The organism is Bacillus sp. GW821-FHT11D08 (assembly GCF_058808515.1).
This window is the reverse complement of the sequence record NZ_JBXARS010000006.1, coordinates 111,795-128,809: the sequence shown is the minus strand read 5'-3', so window position 1 is coordinate 128,809 and position 17,015 is coordinate 111,795. Positions and strand designations below refer to the sequence as shown.

Below are 17,015 nucleotides of genomic sequence, written 5' to 3'. Positions count from 1 at the left end.
CCGTAAGGCTCTTTCTATTATTTATTATCCTGATTCAGCTTTTCTTTGCCGTAATGATATTTAGACGGATCAACCGGCGTAAAGTCGCTCAATTTGTGGAATCTGAGCAAGTCTTTGTACATCACGCTGTCAGACAGCTTCAGCTGCTCTGTGACTCTGGCTTTCAGGTTTTTCGTTTCCTGATTGCCTTTCAGTTCTTTTCCTGTCTTCGTATCGTATACGACATTGGAGATGGAAGTATATTTCGGCGTGACGTAATCTCCGTTACGGAACGTCACCGTATCATCATGGTCTTTCGAGAAGAGATCGGTGCCGAAATTAATATATTTCTTAGAATCGATGCCTTCCAAGTGAAGGATCGTCGGCACAACGTCCATTTCACCGCCGTACGTATGGTTCACCCCGCCTTTTTTGCCGGGGATGCGAAGCATAAGCGGCACACGCTGATTCTGCGCGTTTTGATAAGGCGTAATTTCTTTGCCGAGAATTTCTTTCATCGCGCGGTTATGGTTTTCAGAGATTCCGTAGTGGTCTCCGTAAAGCATAATCACCGAGTTGTCATATAAACCGGATGACTTCAGATCTTTAAAGAACTGTTCAAGCGCCTCGTCGAGATAACGCGCCGTCTGGAAATAGTCATCCACAGTCGCGTCGCCCGTTTTCGCTTTTTCGATCGTTGCGTCTTTTTCATCAAGCGTAAACGGATAATGGTTCGTCAGCGTGAGCAAATGCGCGTAGAACGGCTGTTTCAGCGATTGAAGCTTCGGAATGGATTCTTTGAAGAATGGTTTATCCTTCAGTCCCATATTGACAAGGTTGTCATCAGACATATCGTATGTGCTGGCGTCAAAGAATTTATCGTAGCCGATATGTTTGTAAATCTGGTCACGGTTCCAGAATGATTTGTAGTCACCGTGTAAAACGGCGCTTGTATAGCCCTCACTTTGGTCAAGGATGGCAGGAAGCGATTGATACGTGTTTTCCCCTTTTGTCACGAAGGCTGACCCTTCAGGCAGTCCGAACAGGCTGTTATCCATCATCAGCTCGGCGTCAGATGTTTTACCTTGGCCCGTTTGGTGGAAAAAGTTATCAAAGTACGTCATGTCCTCTCCGCCGCGGGCGAGTTTATTCAGGAACGGCGTGACTTCTTTTCCGTCAAGTTTGTAGTTGATCAAAAACGATTGGAAACTTTCCAAGTGAATCTTAATAATGTTTTTGCCTTTGGCCTTGCCGAAATACTCGGCGTTCGGCTTCGCATAATGCGACGATGTGTAGTTTTCAACGCTCGTCAGGTCATCGCTGCTGGCATATGCCCGCTGGGATTCCGTCTGCGCCGTCTGTACGCCGTCATAAATCGTGTAATTATAAAGGCCTAAGTATTTTACAATGTAATTGCGGTCAAACGTTCTTGTCAGCAGCTCCGGGCGGTCCTCTTCGGCAATCGCCAGGTTCACGAAGAACAAAACAATACCCGTCACGATAATTAATGACGTATACCGTTTTTTCAGCTTGAATTCCTTCAGCTCACGTCTCCACACCAGAAGCGCGATTAAAATAATAATATCAACAAAGTATAAAATATCATGGCCGGACATAATGCTGAAGATGCCGTCTCCCATATTTCCCACATTACCGGATTGCTTTAAGTTCGGGAATGTCAAGAAATCATCGAAGAATCGATAGAATAGGATATTTGCATACAAAATAAACGTCATGATGAAATCAATAATCACCATGATAATCGCTGATTTGCGGCCTTTCGCAAACAATGCCAGTCCTAAAAAGAAAATGGCGCTTGAGAACGGATTGATCACAAGCAGAAACTGCTGCGTCGGACCCTTCACCCCAAGGTTGAATTCAGCATGATAGGCTAAATACGTTTTGGCCCAAAACAAAATAATAGCCAGTACAAAAAAACTAAGTCTGTAAGAAAATAATTTCTTCATGGCAACCTCTACTTTCCTAAACACTTTAAATCTGTATTCTTACTTTTTGCTTCAATTCCTGCTTTCCGAGCAAAACGAAAGCATCACACAGCCCCATAAACACACCATTTAAAAAAACGATATATTTATCATTCGTGTCATGCCCATTGAACATCTTATCCCGCCAGCCATTAGACGCAGGATATCCGTTCTTCGTTTCACATTTTTTTCTGGCATTAAAAGGTACCGTATCAGACCGGGTCTGAAAATAGGAGATACCAAATATAAGAATAACACAAACTTCTAAAAACGAAAAATGAATATCAAAGGCAGCCGCCCAACAGGCGGGCTGAAGTTATTGTATGCAAAGGGGTTGAAAAACTTGAAGGTTTTTTTGGCTGATGTAAAAAAAGGACTGGAGTCATCCAGTCCTTTACCTGTCAAATTATCGCTTAGACCCTAAAGATATACAAAAATGCTTTCTTCACGTTTACCTTTTGTTTTTTATAATCCAACCATGCAGCAGAGCTGGCATTTGTGACTGCTTAAACTGTTCTCCAACACTGGTCCTTAACGCGTCTTGCAAATTTCTGTTTCTCATTAGCGAAAAAAATTGTGAACTGGTTTCATCAAACCCGCCAATAAAGGAATTACCCACCTGAAATGACACCCCATGTTGTTCTTTGGTCACAACATGCAGCAGCTGTTTAAATTCTTCCAGTGTTAAAGAAGCACGGTATTGATCTTTTAAATAGGCTTCTTCCTCACGAGATTGCGCTGTGTTAAGGCCCTCTCCCAAACTGTTCCTGTCCAAGTCTACAATATAGATACATGATTGATCTGATAATAGATGGATGAGTGTATTTACAATAGCAATAGGATTCTTAAAGAGTCCAAAACATAGATGTATGAATATAATGTCTTGCTTCTTAGACACATATTGCATAATATTTTCTGCATTTGAACATATAAAAGATGCATTAATACCGAGTTTTTTTGCTGAAGAAATTGCTTGGGCAGAGGAATCAATACCTGTCAGTTCGATCTTTTGAAACCGACTGTTCAAATATTGAATTACTTGCCCCTGTCCGCAACCAATATCTAATACAGAATACGGCTCTCTATTAAATTTACTGGAGTAAAACGACAGAAATGTTTCAATTGAAATACTTCTAATGGATGAGGTTTCCCTCTCATCATACCGAAAGCTCACTTTACTTTTCTCAGGATGAGAAAACCATGTTTGTGCTTGAATTCTGTTGGCTTCTGACTCTCTGACAATTGTTTCAATTTCCATATAACTGTGACACCTCCAAAGAGTTTACCACTCTGCTTGAGACATTGTCGGCGAAGATGTATTTATTTTCCTTTTGCTGACAGGACGAAAATACTGGATAGTTAAATTATGCACAATATGGAATGCAGCTACTGATAAAAAATCAAATTGTGCAGCTATTACAGCTATTACAGTAAATACAGTCATATAGGGGGCTGACTTTACACCACCAAGGGGAATATGGAGCAGTAAGAATCCTATCGAGCTAATACACGTACACAATAAGACAGAATCAAAGAAGTATAGTTTAAATAGAAAAGGAATACAAATTCTCCATATTAATTCCTCTGAAACTGCGCATAAAGGCAGGAAAATCAATGTATCAAGTTTATTTACTTTTCTTTTAACAAATACAACAGATTTGTTTTTACGCTTCCAGATAACATAAGGAAAAAAGAAACCTAGGGCACTAAATAATAAAACACCGTACGCATTATTGCTATGTATTAAAAAAAAGTTATCATCTAATAAGAAGATGCTGCAACACATAATTCCACCAAAAACGGTGATAATATCATAACTGCGCTGCGGTGTTATATGACGAGTCAGTTTATATTCCTTAGTTCTATGCTTGATTTGATACATAACTGTTAGCTTTGAAACATAGGGACCCATCAAATGAATCAGGATCCCTATAAAGATGCATACCCTTAACTCCATCATGTTCCTGCAACTAAAGTATATATAGGTGCATCGTCTACTCCATTATGGCCACCAATAAGATCCATGAGCTCATCATCTATAAACCCTCCGTATGGACGGCTCTGGATACATTGGGCTGTGGCCAATAAAATCATATTCTGCATCAGATGACCCGCTTCAATAAATATAAATCGATATGAACGATGGCCATATTTAAACCTTGACCTCCAAAAGCTAGCCGATATGATTACAGCGAAAGAAAAGTCCTTTACAGCTTCTTCTTGTAACATTATTCTTCCGAAATCCTCTTCAGAGTACTCACCTAGATGAACTAGGCCCTTTCGATAAGGATCAAAGTGATATAGACCTTTTTCCAAAGAATCCACCTTGTTGCTAACAACGTACAGATCCAACGGATAAAGAGCTCCGCCAGAAGGAATAGGGCGTCTAGGACCTTCAGGGCGCTCTATTAATCCATAACTACCCTGCAGAATGGTAGAAAGCTGTGATAATGTTGTACTACCACCGTTAAACTGTTCGATACTTCTCCTATTTCGAATAACTTCATCTAATGATACACTTGTCCTCAATGGGGAAGGTAATGTAATCAATGGCAAGTCATCAAATCGTTTACCTGCATGAGTAGCGATCTTCTGTAATGTTGCAGATCTCATTAGGCCTGCTACTCCTGGCGCGTCCCACGCCATAGAGCTTCGATAAACTTTCGAAGCCTCAAACCAGTTCTCAGAAGGATCATCAAATCTTAGTTTTTCATTGCCATAGACTACATCAACCAAATTAGTGGCATGCCTTTCAATCTCTTTCATTTCGTTAACCCCTTTCACCTTAGTATTTATGGGAATGGATGAGGTACTGGATTAAGTGTTTCGATTGTAAACGGCTCTGGTACTAACCCTAAATCGTAAGAATGTCGTAATATACGTTCTCCACCCAACATTCTTCCCCTGTAAAGGACATCTATAGGTTTAAACCCTGGAATGATGGACTTTACTACATAAGCTCCGGCATCTTTTATATCAGGACTTGTTAAATCAAATGTAGCCACTTTGAAACCTTTTTCATATAGGTGATCATTTAGACTATTCCAAAGTACATCAGGAGAACTATCATCGAATGACTTAAATTGGTTAACATCAACTAAAGTGCTGTTACTTGTAAGGAAATCAGCTTCCTTGACGATATCGGTTCCTGCGTAAAGCTTGATATGGTCCTCAAAACTATTGATATCCCTATTAAAATCCGCATTCACTAATGCGTTACCTAAACGTTGTTCCGTCTTGACCCAAGTTCTTGTATACATCCCTTCAATTGCTGCCTTTTCACAAGCCCTTTCTATTGAATAGGAGGAGGCGGCTCCAATTGCAAAAGGGGCTAAATTCGTATGAGGATTTCTGACAACTGCTAGCACAGAAGGAATACCTGAAAATACAGTCATATCAACTAAGTGCAGCCGCAATGATGTTGGTTTAATATATCTTTCATAAAAGCGTTTTAATCTCGGAGAAGAATTCACATCAATCTGGGGCAAGCTCAGCTTGTTATACCAGGTAAGCATAAAAGCATCCCGTTCAATCGTTTCAAATAAACCTGAAATTGCTGCTTCTACAAAGGTAATTCCGCAAGCAAGACCGTTACTTGTAGCATGACCTATATTAGTGTCCCCAGGCCATTCCGTATGATTGGCGATATGGATTAGTTGCCCTGGGGTCCATACCTCCTCATTTGTTTTCGCATATGTCCCTTTTCTCCACCACAGCTTAGTATTTTCATCCCAAACTTCATGAGGAAATATAGGATCTTTGAATTGAGTTGGAGCGTACAATTCCCAATCTTTATATCCAATGAAACGCTTATTCTCCTTCTCTAATTCCTTTTGTGATCCAAAACATACAACATCGGAATCAAATGGAAGATAAGCTGCACTATATCTTTCCACCGTTTCCCCAATAGCAGCTAGTCTTGCCGCAGCCGCATTATCCGATCCGCCTCCATTATAAGAATTAGAGGGGACTCCGAATAAAATTTTACTGTCTGTCCCATGAGCACCGTACGAGTGTCCCCAAACGTCATCTACATCGCGTAATTTCCGATACTCTCTTCTCACTATACCTACATATGGATCAGCAAGACTATCAAGGACTTTCCATGAATCTTCTAATGTCGTCCATTTACTCACCATAATTATTTGGGCACCTCGCCGTGATACCATACTTGAGGAAATCCTGTGTCAGCGGCAGGAGAACACTTTTGGCATCTCGGTACTCTATATACACGATGATTATCAACCGAAACTCCCCTGTCATCCAAATTGACAGTTATAAAACCACCTGGAACGGCGCTTGGTGCATAGTCTCTTAGTGTAATCCACTCTGTGACAAGATTATTCGCTATTCCTGCCTGTACCAAATGAACTGGCTGATTATATACCGGTTGTTTCGCAGCGTTGACTGGCTTGACCTTCATCAATTCTGAACGAAATACCTCATCTGAAAAGTTTGCTGATTTACGTAAGTTATAACAATGGAGACATGCAGACTTGTGCGGGATGAAAAATGGACCAACCCAAGCTGTCTGACCATCGTATGGAATAACACACAACCAAGGGACATGATCTTCTAATGATTGATCATTTACTTGTTCTAACAGCGGGTCCAAATGTGAAGCTGCTACAGCAATACGTATCGAAGGCTTCCCATTATCCGGTTTTTCTTTCCAATCTATGTTTAATCCTGTTTCCTGCAAGCTATTAGTAAGGGTTATTGCTAGGTTATTTTCCCCATGTGCTACAACTTCCACTATGCTTGTCTTTAATCTATGTAAGATCTGGTTGACTTCCACTTGCCCCCCTGCCCTCTCATATGCCAAAAAAGCAGTCATGTCAAAATTAGAAGTAGATTGTATACACAATCCGTTCGTCACCAGGAAATCGAAGACGTTTCTTAACTGTTCTTTCTCTAAGTTGAACCTTTGGTGCAGTTCTTCAATTGAGACTCCATTCTCACATACAAGATATTCTGAAATTGCCTCAAAGAATTCAACGATTCCTTCTCCATCAACTTTTGTAATGGATTGTGCTTTAAAGCTTAACAGGCTTCCTTCCAATTCTCCCAAAGTAATATGAGGAGATAATTTGAACCTTACAACCGTTTGAATAGATTGAGTTTGTTGAGACATCTGTATTCCTCCTTAATTAATTTGTTTATTTTCAAATAATTGAGCTGCATTTGGCGGATGCCCAATTATCTGTTCCAGAATATTAGTAGTTGGTTCTAATCGGTCATCGGAAGACAGTATCTGATATTCTACCAACCATTCTATTAGATCCAGTGGCATGTTATTTTGCATCAGCATCCTAATCGCTTCCTCTTTATTTTTACATTGTAAATCTATCTGCATCTCCAAATCTTGTTCAAATATATCTTTAAGTCTTTCCATACTAATAACTTCCGCTCCGGTTAGGTCAAAGGCTTTCCCTGCGCGAACATTTACATCTTTTTTTGAGATTAAGCATGCAGATGCAACATCTTGAGTGGAAATCCAATTTACGCCTACCGGAGAAAAAGCAGTGAGCAGTATTCCTGTGGCTGCTGCCCATCCTCTGTACAACTCGATTCCGATATCCAAAGGGGATGTTCTGTATAAAATACTTTTTTTATATTTTTGTAGTAACTCTGTTTCCACGTAACCCAATTCATCATTCAAATTATATCTCCGGTTTGAAAGTATGATTGTTTCTGCATCCAAGTCAAAAGAGTTGATGAAAGAATCACTTTCGTACTTTATTGATCCGCCTAAATCTACAATCTGCAATGGATAATCATGGAGCTCAGCCGCCTTATCCTCCAATATTTGTTTCAGGGGTTCCCTAACTCCCATGTAGTGAATTTTCACGTCCAATACCTCCTAATCAATAATCTCACTCGATCAATCTCATGATTTGTCATCAGAAAGATAAGCAAAAAGTTAATATAACCAATTAATACTTAATATGGAAATTATAAATTTGATAATCACCGTAAATAAATGTCTTAACAAAAGATGGTTGAACCATAACAGTTAGGACAGTGCAGCAGCAAATAGAAAACAGCATACAAGATTAAGTTAGTTAGGATCAGAAGTTAAATACCTTTCTTAAAAGTAAACAAAGGATGGTGTCTTGAGAAAAACAAATAAGTTAATAACGTATTACTTCCTCCTACTTTAGCCTGGTTCATCTCTCTGCGACAAAATAATACAGGGAGTTACGAATACACAAATATCATTAAATCAGTTATTGATTTTGTAATACTATCTGAAGAAGCTTCGAAGAATGCTGAGGTAATACAAAGAAGAGTAAATCTTTCGTAGGTGACACCAGAATCATTACAATACCAATGGGGTACAAGAAACCCTTAGTAAATTTAAGCTTTATTCTAAGCAGTCGGGCAGTCATCCCTTTTGTCCAACAGACAAAGCTCAAGCTTCCTTGAAGTTTGACATTTCCTGTTAAGAATCCACCCAAAGCCCCGATCAGCCTATGCGATTCGCCTGAATTGGCTTAGCTTTAACTTCAAACAACGTTTCCTTTTTCCTAACAAGTTGGGTTATTCCGCTTAAAAAATAGTATTTATTCCCATAACCCTATTAAAACACATACTTTCCCTCTGATCAAATATAAAATTCAGAATTATTAATTTCATTTTTAACTAAATTTAGAGTGATTCAGCTTCTTAAACCAAATTGCTCATTATAAATCCATTATCTATATCACAAAAAATTACATATTTGGGTTGACAATATTGTCCATATAAATCACAATATGGTACATATCGGTAAATTCTTTGTCGATAAATTTTATGGAGGAGGTAACAATTATGACTCAAATTAAAGTGCCAACTGCTCTTATTGCAAGTGTACACGGAGAAGGTCAACATTTATTCGAGCCAATGGCTGCACGCTGTACCTGTACCACAATCATCTCTAGTTCATCTACGTTTTAACCTCTAAGACAAATAGACCAATAAGATGATTCTTATTGGTCTATGCTTCTTTATATTAAATTTAAATTAATTCTACTGAATGTAATGAAGTCCCCTCTTCTTGCAGTATACGGTATGTTGTTTTATCCATTTTGCCTCCTGTAATTTTAACGTTTGCAATATCACAAGATTCAAACCGAATATTAATTAGATTGCAGTTCGTAAAGGATACTTTCTTTAGATAGCAGTTCTTGAAGAACGTATGCAGGATGGAGGTATCTGTAAAATTGACTTTTGGCAGGTGACAACCGATATAAAGCATATACTCAAGTTTACATGTGTCATAATTTGACTGGCTGAGATCACTTTTTTTAAATGTCGATTCTATGATGGCGGAGTCTTTACATGAGAAATTCTTGAAGTAGCAGTTTTTGAAGACAGAGTGTTCGACATCGATATTCTGAAGAGTTGCACTTTTAAAGTCACTGAGATAGTACTCGGCATTTACCGGCTCAAAATCCTCCGTTTTTTGCAAATTCTTATTTATAAACGTCTTTTTTTTGAGTTTTAATACATTGGATTTATCTATATTCAGGTCACTGGTATCGACCGCCAAGCTTTTGGATTCTATTTCGCGTATAAGCAACTTCTCAATATCCAGCTTTGTCATACCCTCTGCTTCCAAGCTAATACTTCTATCATGAAGCTTAGTTAAAAGCTCCGTTTTTTTTCTGCTCAGTAACGAATTTCTTTCGTACTTTTTAAATAGACCCTCGACATACAGTTTTAGTTTTTCACTTATCATTTCCCGCTCTCCTTTTAGTCCCAGCTGCGTTTTAATGACCCATTCTTCAGCGGTCTAGTTTCTTGCCATTTTAATGTAATGCCGGTATCCAATTAGAGAAACTATAAATCCCAGTATTGTATAGCTCAGTACAACAAGGGTTACCCATATTAGACTTTCTCCTCCCGATATCGTCGAGACCGATTGAATTAACCCTTGATGCGCCCAGTACTGCGGAAAGAGCATTCCAATAGTTTGAAGATAGCTTGGTAATTGATCATAAGGGGTCCATAAACCGCATACAACAGCGGTACCTAATGCAATCACATTTGTCATGACCAAACCGGTATTTTCAGTCTTTGCAAAGACTGAAATGGCAACTCCCCAGGATGTAACTAGTAAAGATATCAACACAACAACCCACATATACGCCGGAAAATTATTAATTTCAATATCATACAGAAATATTCCCAGAACGGACAGGAGAAGAATTTGCATAAAAGTTATGACTAAAAAAGGGATACTTTTTCCTAAGAAGAAGTTATAAGGCTTTAAAGGGGTACTTGCCAGTCTTGATACAATTCCTTTTTCCCGATCCTTTACAAAACTTATAACGATGGAGATAATAATGAATGTAGAAAAGAATACGCTCATACCGGTTACAGATTGTGAAGCTACTAAAGTTTTGTTTGTACTGGCTGTCGTAAATAGCTCAATCAGCAATATGATGGACACAATAGGTAATATAATCGTCCAAAAAAACAGAGACTTATCCTTTAACTGTTTTAGCGTTTCAATTTGAGCGAGCGGTAACATGATAAATTCCCCCTTTATTCTTCATCACGCAAATCAGTGCCGGTAAGTTTAAAGAATACATCTTCTAATTTTGGCTTATATAAAAACAACTGATGAGGCACAATATTGTTTTCCTTACTGACGCTAATTAAGCGCTCCATGGTTTCTAAAGGTTTTTTGGTTTTTATTATCAGCCCTGAATTAACGACTGAAAACTCAAAACCATGGCTCTTTATTAATTCATGAGACAATGAGGAGTTAAACATAATAGATGATTCTTCATGTCGTTTAAGCAGTTCATTTATTTCTCCTTCATCGATAATCTGCCCTCTGTCGATAAAAGCTACATAGTCACAAAGAGTTTCAATCTCTTCCATGTAATGGCTCACATAAATAATGGTTTTACCGGCTTTTTTGAGTCGATTTACGATGTTAAAAATGTAGCGGCGTGATTGCGGATCCACGCCTACCGTCGGCTCATCTAGAATAATTAAGTCTGGATCGTGCATTAGTGCACACCCGATATTTAAACGGCGCTTCATTCCTCCGGAAAAGTTCTCCACAACGTCGTTTGCCCTTTCTGACAACCCGATATCTTCTAACAGTTTTTTTGTTGTTTGCTTTAGTTTTAAGCCATTCAGTCCATGCACCTTTCCAAAAAATTCCATGTTGGTCTTTGCGGTTAATTTTTCTTCAAGGCTGATATCCTGTGGAACATAACCCAGTCTGCCATTTTTATTGCCGACAAATTCAATCTTACCGTCATATTCCCGGATGATGCGCGAGATGATCTTAATTAAGGTAGATTTACCGGATCCGTTCGGTCCAACAAGTCCATAACAGACTCCTTTCGGAATTGTTAAAGCCACATTGTCCAAAGCCAGAGTCGTGCCATAGCGCTTACTTATATGTTCAACTTGCAGCATTTACACCATTCCCCCACTGTTATTTATTTTAAATATGGATTCAATTGTATTAATGTACTCCTTGTAGGCTGCTTTCCCTTCTTTCGTAATCTGAACAATAGTCTTCGGCTTTTTGGATACGAACTTCTTGGTTAGTTCTATATAAGCTGCATCTTCTAACTTTTTCAGATGCGAACCTAAATTCCCATCTGTGATGTCTAATGACTTTTTCAGGAAAGTAAAATCACATTGATCATAAGTCATCAGTAAACTCATAATTCCCAACCGTACTTTGGCATGTATTAAATCATTGATATTGTTAACATTACTCATTTCCTTGCCCTTTTCTTTTCAAAATCATTCCTGTAAGTAATAGGCTGCCTCCGCCAATAAATGCAAAAACAATATTCATTGCCTCAGGAAATAAACAGAATGTAAGCATACCGAGTATGCTCAGCCAAAATCCCATAATAAAAATCTCTTTTGTTAACACGATGCCTAAGAATATGTACATAATAGACACCATTAACACAATCAAAAACGATAGAAATTCTCCTGTTCGCGGCAATAATCCCATTAAAATCAGGAAAACAAAAATGCATACCATTAATATGAATCCAATCCATGCATATTTTAATTGATTCTTTAAGAAAGTGGGCATGGGATCAAATTGTTTCTGCTTAAGATATGTCTTCAAAGTCAGTATCCACCCTAATACTGCCAGTATTAACCAGACACAAGCAAGGACTACAGAAGGTACCTTACATAAAGAAACGGAGTACGCAATAATCCATATACAGCCCCAAATAATGAAATATGGACTGGTTTGCCTTGAGTACTCAGTCTTGTAGTTCGTCAAGACCTTGATATGAGATAAGTTTTCAGCTATCTCTGATTCTCGAAAATTCTGATTTGACATAAGACAGGCTCCTCTTTTTACAAAGTACTTTGTGAAACAGAGTATATTCTAATTCCATATATTTGTAAAGAGGTTTTATCCAAAATAGGCGCAACTATTTAGTCTTGGAAACAGCAGATGGGACTCTTGGCGCTGATATCCTTCCACCACTGTGAGACATCCTTATCTTGTTATAAGATCTCACAACAAAGCCTTCAGATTGCTGACAAACCGAATGTATATCGATTGGAAAGCAATTCATTTTCTTGAAGGAAAAAGGACTGGAGTCATCCAGTCCTTTTCATCAAATCGGTCAAATCCCCGCCCAAACATCTTTTGCGTAAATGCCTTTTGTCTGGAGGTCCAAAAGCCATTCTTGCGCTTGCCGTTCGTCTGTTTCGTGGACCGACTTATACGCTTTTTGCAGCGTTGCCTCTACATCGGGCGCCATTTTGCTGCCGTCGCCGCATACGTAGAGGTGCCCTCCCCGGCCGAGGATGGAAATTAAAGCGCCGGCGTCTTTCGCCATTAAGTGCTGCACATACGTTTTCGGTACGCCTTCTTTGCGGGAGAAAGCCGTATGAAGCGTCACGATTCCGTCTTTTTCATAAGCTTCAAGCTCGTCACGGTAAATAAAATCATGATCGTTTCTGCATCCGAAATACAGATGAGCCTCCCCCAGCTCTTTTCCTTCTTTTTTTAACGCCGCCCGGGCCTGCAGAAATCCGCGGAACGGGGCGACTCCTGTGCCGGGACCGACCATAATAATCGGTTTTTCCGGATCTTCCGGCAGCCGGAATCGTGTTTCCGGAGTGCGGACAAACATCACGATACCATCCTCAGGGCCGCGGTCCGCTAAATAATTCGAAGCGACTCCGCGATACTCACCCAAACCGCTCCGGGCGGGGCCGCGAACGACGCCGACGGTAATTGAAGCCTGCCCGGGATGTTTCCGGGGCGAACTTGAAATCGAATAATACCGCGGCTTCAACGGGCGCAAAAGCTCCAGAAATCGCTCAAACGGAAGTTCACACGCTTCATATTTTTCAAGGAGATCGAGCATCGAGACGCGCGAAGTTAAGATTTGCTCCTGATAGACGCCCTCCTCAAGAAAATCTTCCAATTCCCGTTTGTGCGGCGGGCAGACCGTATAAGCGGCCATTTCCCGGATTTGAGCCCTTGATGCCGCTTCCTGCAATTCGACACAGCTGCTCAGAAGATCATGCAGCCTGACCGGCCGATCGAGCGGGAGATGAGCCGCGCTCTGTCCGCTGGCTGTCAGCAGCACTTGATCATTCCCGTTCAGATTGAACCGGCGGAGAACACGGCTGACCTGCTCTTTGCTGTTTACCGGCAGCACGCCGAGATGATCCCCTTCATGATAGGCAGCCTCTTTCGGCAGAGTGATTTCGATATGCCTTGTGCTCCGGCCGCTTTCCGGCGCCTGAAGTTCCCTGTTTTCCGCAACGGATGCGTAAACCGCTTCATACGTCTGTGCCAAAGGAGACCCGCCAAGCCCGCTGACAAATTGAAGGCCCAGCGCACTTCGCTCTTTTTCGGCATTTTCATTCAGCTTGAGACCGAATGCCTTCATGGCGTCCGTCCACATGCTTTTTTTCCATTCATCAAGCTTTCCTTCAAAATCGCCGCTGACGTCCCCCTCGCCTCGGGAGGAAAAGCGTTCCGCCCCTTTTTCGGCAAGCTTCTCATCAATAAGCCTCGGTACAGCCTGATATGTCGCCGCCCAGTTATGATCACCGCAGCCGAAGACGGCATATCGGACGCCTTCCAGTTCCCCGGGTTTGACTTCTTCAAGCCATTGAACGAATTGTCCCGCGTTGCTCGGAGGCTTTCCGTTATAAGAGGACGTAATGATCAAGAGAGCTCCTTCTTTCGGCAGTTTTCCGATCCGGTCATTTAAAGGCGCCGTTTCAGTCCGGACGCCGTGCATCCCGGCAGTATCGGCAAGCTCCCGCGCCACGCCTTCTGCGGTTCCCGTATCTGATCCGTACAGAATCAGAAGCGGTCGGTTATCAAGCCCGATAATGGATGCGCCTTTTGTTTCCCGTTTTTCTTTTTCGACGTCTTCCGCCGCTTTTTCAGCCGCCGGGAGAGCAGCCGCAACGGCTTCTTTATTTCTCGGCCGCACCCGGATATGAAAGTCGCCGGGCTTGATCGTCAGTGTCTGTTTAATATCGAGCTCATAATCGGTGTGATCGATAAAGGTAAAATGCTGCAGAATCATCCCCAGAACAAGAGTTGCTTCATGCAGGGCGAACTGCATACCGATACACGCCCTCTGACCGTTTCCGAACGGCTTATACGCATGGTGAGGCACTTGATCAGGATGTTCAAACCGCTCCGGATAAAATTCCTCCGCATTGTCTCCCCACGCGTCTTTATCACGGTGAAGCTGGGGAATTAAGACGGAAATTCTGTCTTTCGGCGTGATCGGATATTTCCCGCCGATCACCGTATCCTCTTTCGCATAAAGGCTGAACGCAGGGGCGGTCGGCCATAAGCGCAATGACTCCTGCAAAATCATTCGGATATAACTAAGCTCCAGTACTTGTTTATATGAAGGAACGGGATCGGTCAATACCCGATCGGCTTCTTCATAGGCTTTTTCCAAAACACGGGGATGTTTCAGCAGAAAATAGATGGCAAAGGAAAGCAGGCCGCTGGTCGTTTCGTGGCCGGCAATTAAAAACGTGATGATTTGAAACCTGATATTTTCATCATCAAGTTTTTCGCCCGTTTCCGGGTCTTCCACATTCAGCATTCTGGCCAGCAGATCCTTTTCATCCCGGCCGCCTGACCGGCGCTCTGCGATAATACTGTCTACTAACGAAAACATCGCCTGAATGTCATGATGAAATTGGCGCTTCGTCCTGATCATAAGCTTATCCTGAACATCAAGGCGCTGCATTTGGTGCATCGCTTCATCAAGGGCGCGCACCATGCTGTTGATAAACGGATGAGGCGTTTCCCTGTAATAGCTGTTAAACCGATAGTTAAAGCCGCAAAGCCCGATCGTATCAAGCGTCAGCCGGGTCATATCGGCAGGCACATCAACGGCCTCATCCGGGTTGAGCCTAGCCCATTTTTGAATCAGCTGCACCGCGATATCAGTCATCATCGAATGATAATCTTTCATCGCGCGCTGGCTGAAGGTCGGCATCAGAATATGATGCGCCTTTCGCCAGTTAGGCTCATGCGTCCAGCTTGTAAACAGCCCGTCACCGGAAAACGCCCGGACTTTCTCCAAAGCTCCTTCAATGCTTTTATCGAACCGTTCTTCATCACAAACCTCTTTCACCAGTTCATGGCCGGACACGACGATAATGGCGCCCGCCGGGGTATGCAGCTGAAAAATAGGCCCCTGCTCGTTTGCCAGTTTGATCAGCGACATTGTAGGCTTGTCTTTATCAAGCAAAGGAAGATTGCCGAGCGGGCCGAATGTCTTCGGCTGCGGAATCGGACCTGTTTCCTTCATGAATAACACCCTTTCTAACACATTGATGCGTTCCTTCCAACTACATTGCCCTTTTCACCGGCCGATTATCCGCCGTCACGGATCAATCATCGGATTGACGATCGATAACGGTTTTTTCTATACTGGAGAGGCTTGTTAAATACAGAAATAAGGTGAGTTCACATATGGATTTTGAAATCAAGTTTTTATCGTTTTATGTCATTCAAGTGGAAGGAAAAGACGAACAGGCAAACAAACAGTTCAAACATTTCCAGACGCTTGACACGGAAGAATTTGAAGAAAGCGAGCTGAAGGATTTTCTTGACGGGGAATTGAAGAAAATCGTCAAACGGAAAGCCGAACGGCATCCGCAATCCGAGCAGGTCCCAACAAAAATCGGCCATTTTATCATGGAGCCGGGCCATGAGCTTGATTCAAATCCGAATTACAACCTTTTCAACCGCGCCAGACTTGCGGATACGAAGGAAGCATTTATCGAAGCAAGCGAGCAGTTCGTCCGCACTTACCTTGACACGAGCGCCGTGCGCGGCGGTGTTTTTATCGTGGCATCGGCCGTTCCGCGCAAGTATTTTGAAGACAAATTCGTCTTTATGATGAAATGCGATTTCGAGCCGAAGGTCGCCCGCATCTCAGACGCCTCGTCTCTCATTAAAAAGGTCGAAATGGCCATCACGACAAAAAACATGAAAAGCATTCAATATCCGTATATGCCGGAAGAAGGCATGACGGAAGAGCATGAGCTGAAAATCCACCAGGCCTCGCACGCCCGTTATTTCGAAGATTTTCTCAAATTTGTCGAATACGGCGAATCGATGCCGGAAATCATGAAAAACCAAGTCATGAACATGGTGCAGGAGCACGTGTATGAAACTTTTGAAGAAAACAGCGAAGAGCTTCAGCAGTTTGAGCACGACATTGAAATTTGGGAAGCGAGTGAAAAGCGGGAAATTCAGGAGCGCCTCGACACCCATCAAGTCATCGAGGCATCCGCGCAGATCATTGAACACACGCCGGAAGCCGAGCTGAAAATGAAAGTAGGAGAAACAGAGATTAAAGGATTACTGGCTGATTTCGGCGAATCCATCCATCTCGCAAAAGTGAACGGGCGCTATGTCGCGCTCATTGAGGCGGAGACGATCTCGTTTGAAAAAGGCAGTTCGCCGGTGGAGTTTCACAAGCCTGAGGGGCTGCATGAGGTGATTGAACGGATACGGAATAAATCTGAACAAGACTGACAAAAGTCCAGACGCCATGT

15 protein-coding genes are annotated in these 17,015 nt (G+C 41.8%); 2 read left to right on the top strand and 13 right to left on the bottom strand.

The window, feature by feature from the left end:
• Positions 1–17: 17 nt before the first annotated feature.
• The 7 genes from ltaS to AC1RRX_RS13540 form a co-directional block, all read right to left on the bottom strand.
• Positions 18–1,946 (bottom strand): lipoteichoic acid synthase, encoded by a 1,929-nt coding sequence (ltaS, locus tag AC1RRX_RS13570; RefSeq protein WP_003155677.1) that lies wholly within the window; start codon positions 1,944–1,946, stop codon positions 18–20.
• Positions 1,947–2,415: 469 nt separating this feature from the next.
• Entirely contained in the window at positions 2,416–3,222 is an 807-nt protein-coding gene (locus tag AC1RRX_RS13565; protein ID WP_108725116.1) for a class I SAM-dependent methyltransferase, read from the bottom strand.
• Positions 3,223–3,246: 24 nt separating this feature from the next.
• Positions 3,247–3,921 (bottom strand): CPBP family glutamic-type intramembrane protease, encoded by a 675-nt coding sequence (locus AC1RRX_RS13560; RefSeq protein WP_237436811.1) that lies wholly within the window; start codon positions 3,919–3,921, stop codon positions 3,247–3,249.
• Positions 3,921–4,730 carry a SagB/ThcOx family dehydrogenase gene (locus AC1RRX_RS13555; protein ID WP_108725118.1) on the bottom strand — a complete coding sequence of 270 codons (810 nt, stop codon included), beginning with the start codon at positions 4,728–4,730 and terminating at the stop codon, positions 3,921–3,923. Before AC1RRX_RS13555 ends, AC1RRX_RS13560 begins: the two co-directional genes overlap by 1 nt.
• 26 nt (positions 4,731–4,756) lie before the next feature.
• A complete protein-coding gene (locus AC1RRX_RS13550) occupies positions 4,757–6,103 on the bottom strand; it encodes a YcaO-like family protein (protein WP_108725119.1) in 1,347 nt (448 codons plus the stop codon).
• 2 nt (positions 6,104–6,105) lie between these two features.
• Positions 6,106–7,098, bottom strand: coding sequence for a TOMM precursor leader peptide-binding protein (locus AC1RRX_RS13545; protein ID WP_144464611.1), 993 nt, complete (start codon positions 7,096–7,098; stop codon positions 6,106–6,108).
• 12 nt (positions 7,099–7,110) lie between these two features.
• The gene (locus AC1RRX_RS13540; RefSeq protein ID WP_012117035.1) at positions 7,111–7,815 is read right to left on the bottom strand and encodes a Rossmann-fold NAD(P)-binding domain-containing protein; all 705 of its coding nucleotides are present in this window, start codon (positions 7,813–7,815) and stop codon (positions 7,111–7,113) included.
• Positions 7,816–8,777: 962 nt separating this feature from the next.
• Here AC1RRX_RS13540 and pznA point away from each other — a divergent pair.
• Complete coding sequence (gene pznA / locus AC1RRX_RS13535) at positions 8,778–8,903, top strand: TOMM peptide plantazolicin (RefSeq protein WP_157662605.1); 126 nt, start codon at positions 8,778–8,780, stop codon at positions 8,901–8,903.
• Positions 8,904–8,964: 61 nt separating this feature from the next.
• Here the strand turns inward: pznA and AC1RRX_RS13530 are convergent, their stop codons facing one another.
• The 6 genes from AC1RRX_RS13530 to AC1RRX_RS13505 all read right to left on the bottom strand — a co-directional run bounded on the left by AC1RRX_RS13530 (position 8,965) and on the right by AC1RRX_RS13505 (position 15,760).
• Positions 8,965–9,687, bottom strand: coding sequence for a pentapeptide repeat-containing protein (locus AC1RRX_RS13530; RefSeq protein WP_108725121.1), 723 nt, complete (start codon positions 9,685–9,687; stop codon positions 8,965–8,967).
• Between the two features lie 54 nt (positions 9,688–9,741).
• Positions 9,742–10,482 carry an ABC transporter permease gene (locus AC1RRX_RS13525; protein ID WP_144464613.1) on the bottom strand — a complete coding sequence of 247 codons (741 nt, stop codon included), beginning with the start codon at positions 10,480–10,482 and terminating at the stop codon, positions 9,742–9,744.
• A 14-nt stretch (positions 10,483–10,496) separates the two neighbouring features.
• Positions 10,497–11,387 (bottom strand): ABC transporter ATP-binding protein, encoded by an 891-nt coding sequence (locus AC1RRX_RS13520; protein WP_108725122.1) that lies wholly within the window; start codon positions 11,385–11,387, stop codon positions 10,497–10,499.
• Positions 11,388–11,699: a winged helix-turn-helix domain-containing protein gene (locus tag AC1RRX_RS13515; RefSeq protein ID WP_007609957.1), complete on the bottom strand. Its 312-nt coding sequence runs from the start codon at positions 11,697–11,699 to the stop codon at positions 11,388–11,390.
• On the bottom strand, positions 11,692–12,285 hold the full coding sequence (locus AC1RRX_RS13510) for a hypothetical protein (RefSeq protein WP_015416999.1): 594 nt from the start codon (positions 12,283–12,285) through the stop codon (positions 11,692–11,694). Before AC1RRX_RS13510 ends, AC1RRX_RS13515 begins: the two co-directional genes overlap by 8 nt.
• Positions 12,286–12,577: 292 nt before the next feature.
• Complete coding sequence (locus AC1RRX_RS13505) at positions 12,578–15,760, bottom strand: bifunctional cytochrome P450/NADPH--P450 reductase (RefSeq protein ID WP_144464615.1); 3,183 nt, start codon at positions 15,758–15,760, stop codon at positions 12,578–12,580.
• Positions 15,761–15,924: 164 nt separating this feature from the next.
• Here AC1RRX_RS13505 and AC1RRX_RS13500 point away from each other — a divergent pair, with 164 nt between their 5' ends.
• Entirely contained in the window at positions 15,925–16,995 is a 1,071-nt protein-coding gene (locus tag AC1RRX_RS13500) for a DUF3900 domain-containing protein (protein WP_144464617.1), read from the top strand.
• The last annotated feature ends 20 nt before the right edge of the window (positions 16,996–17,015 follow it).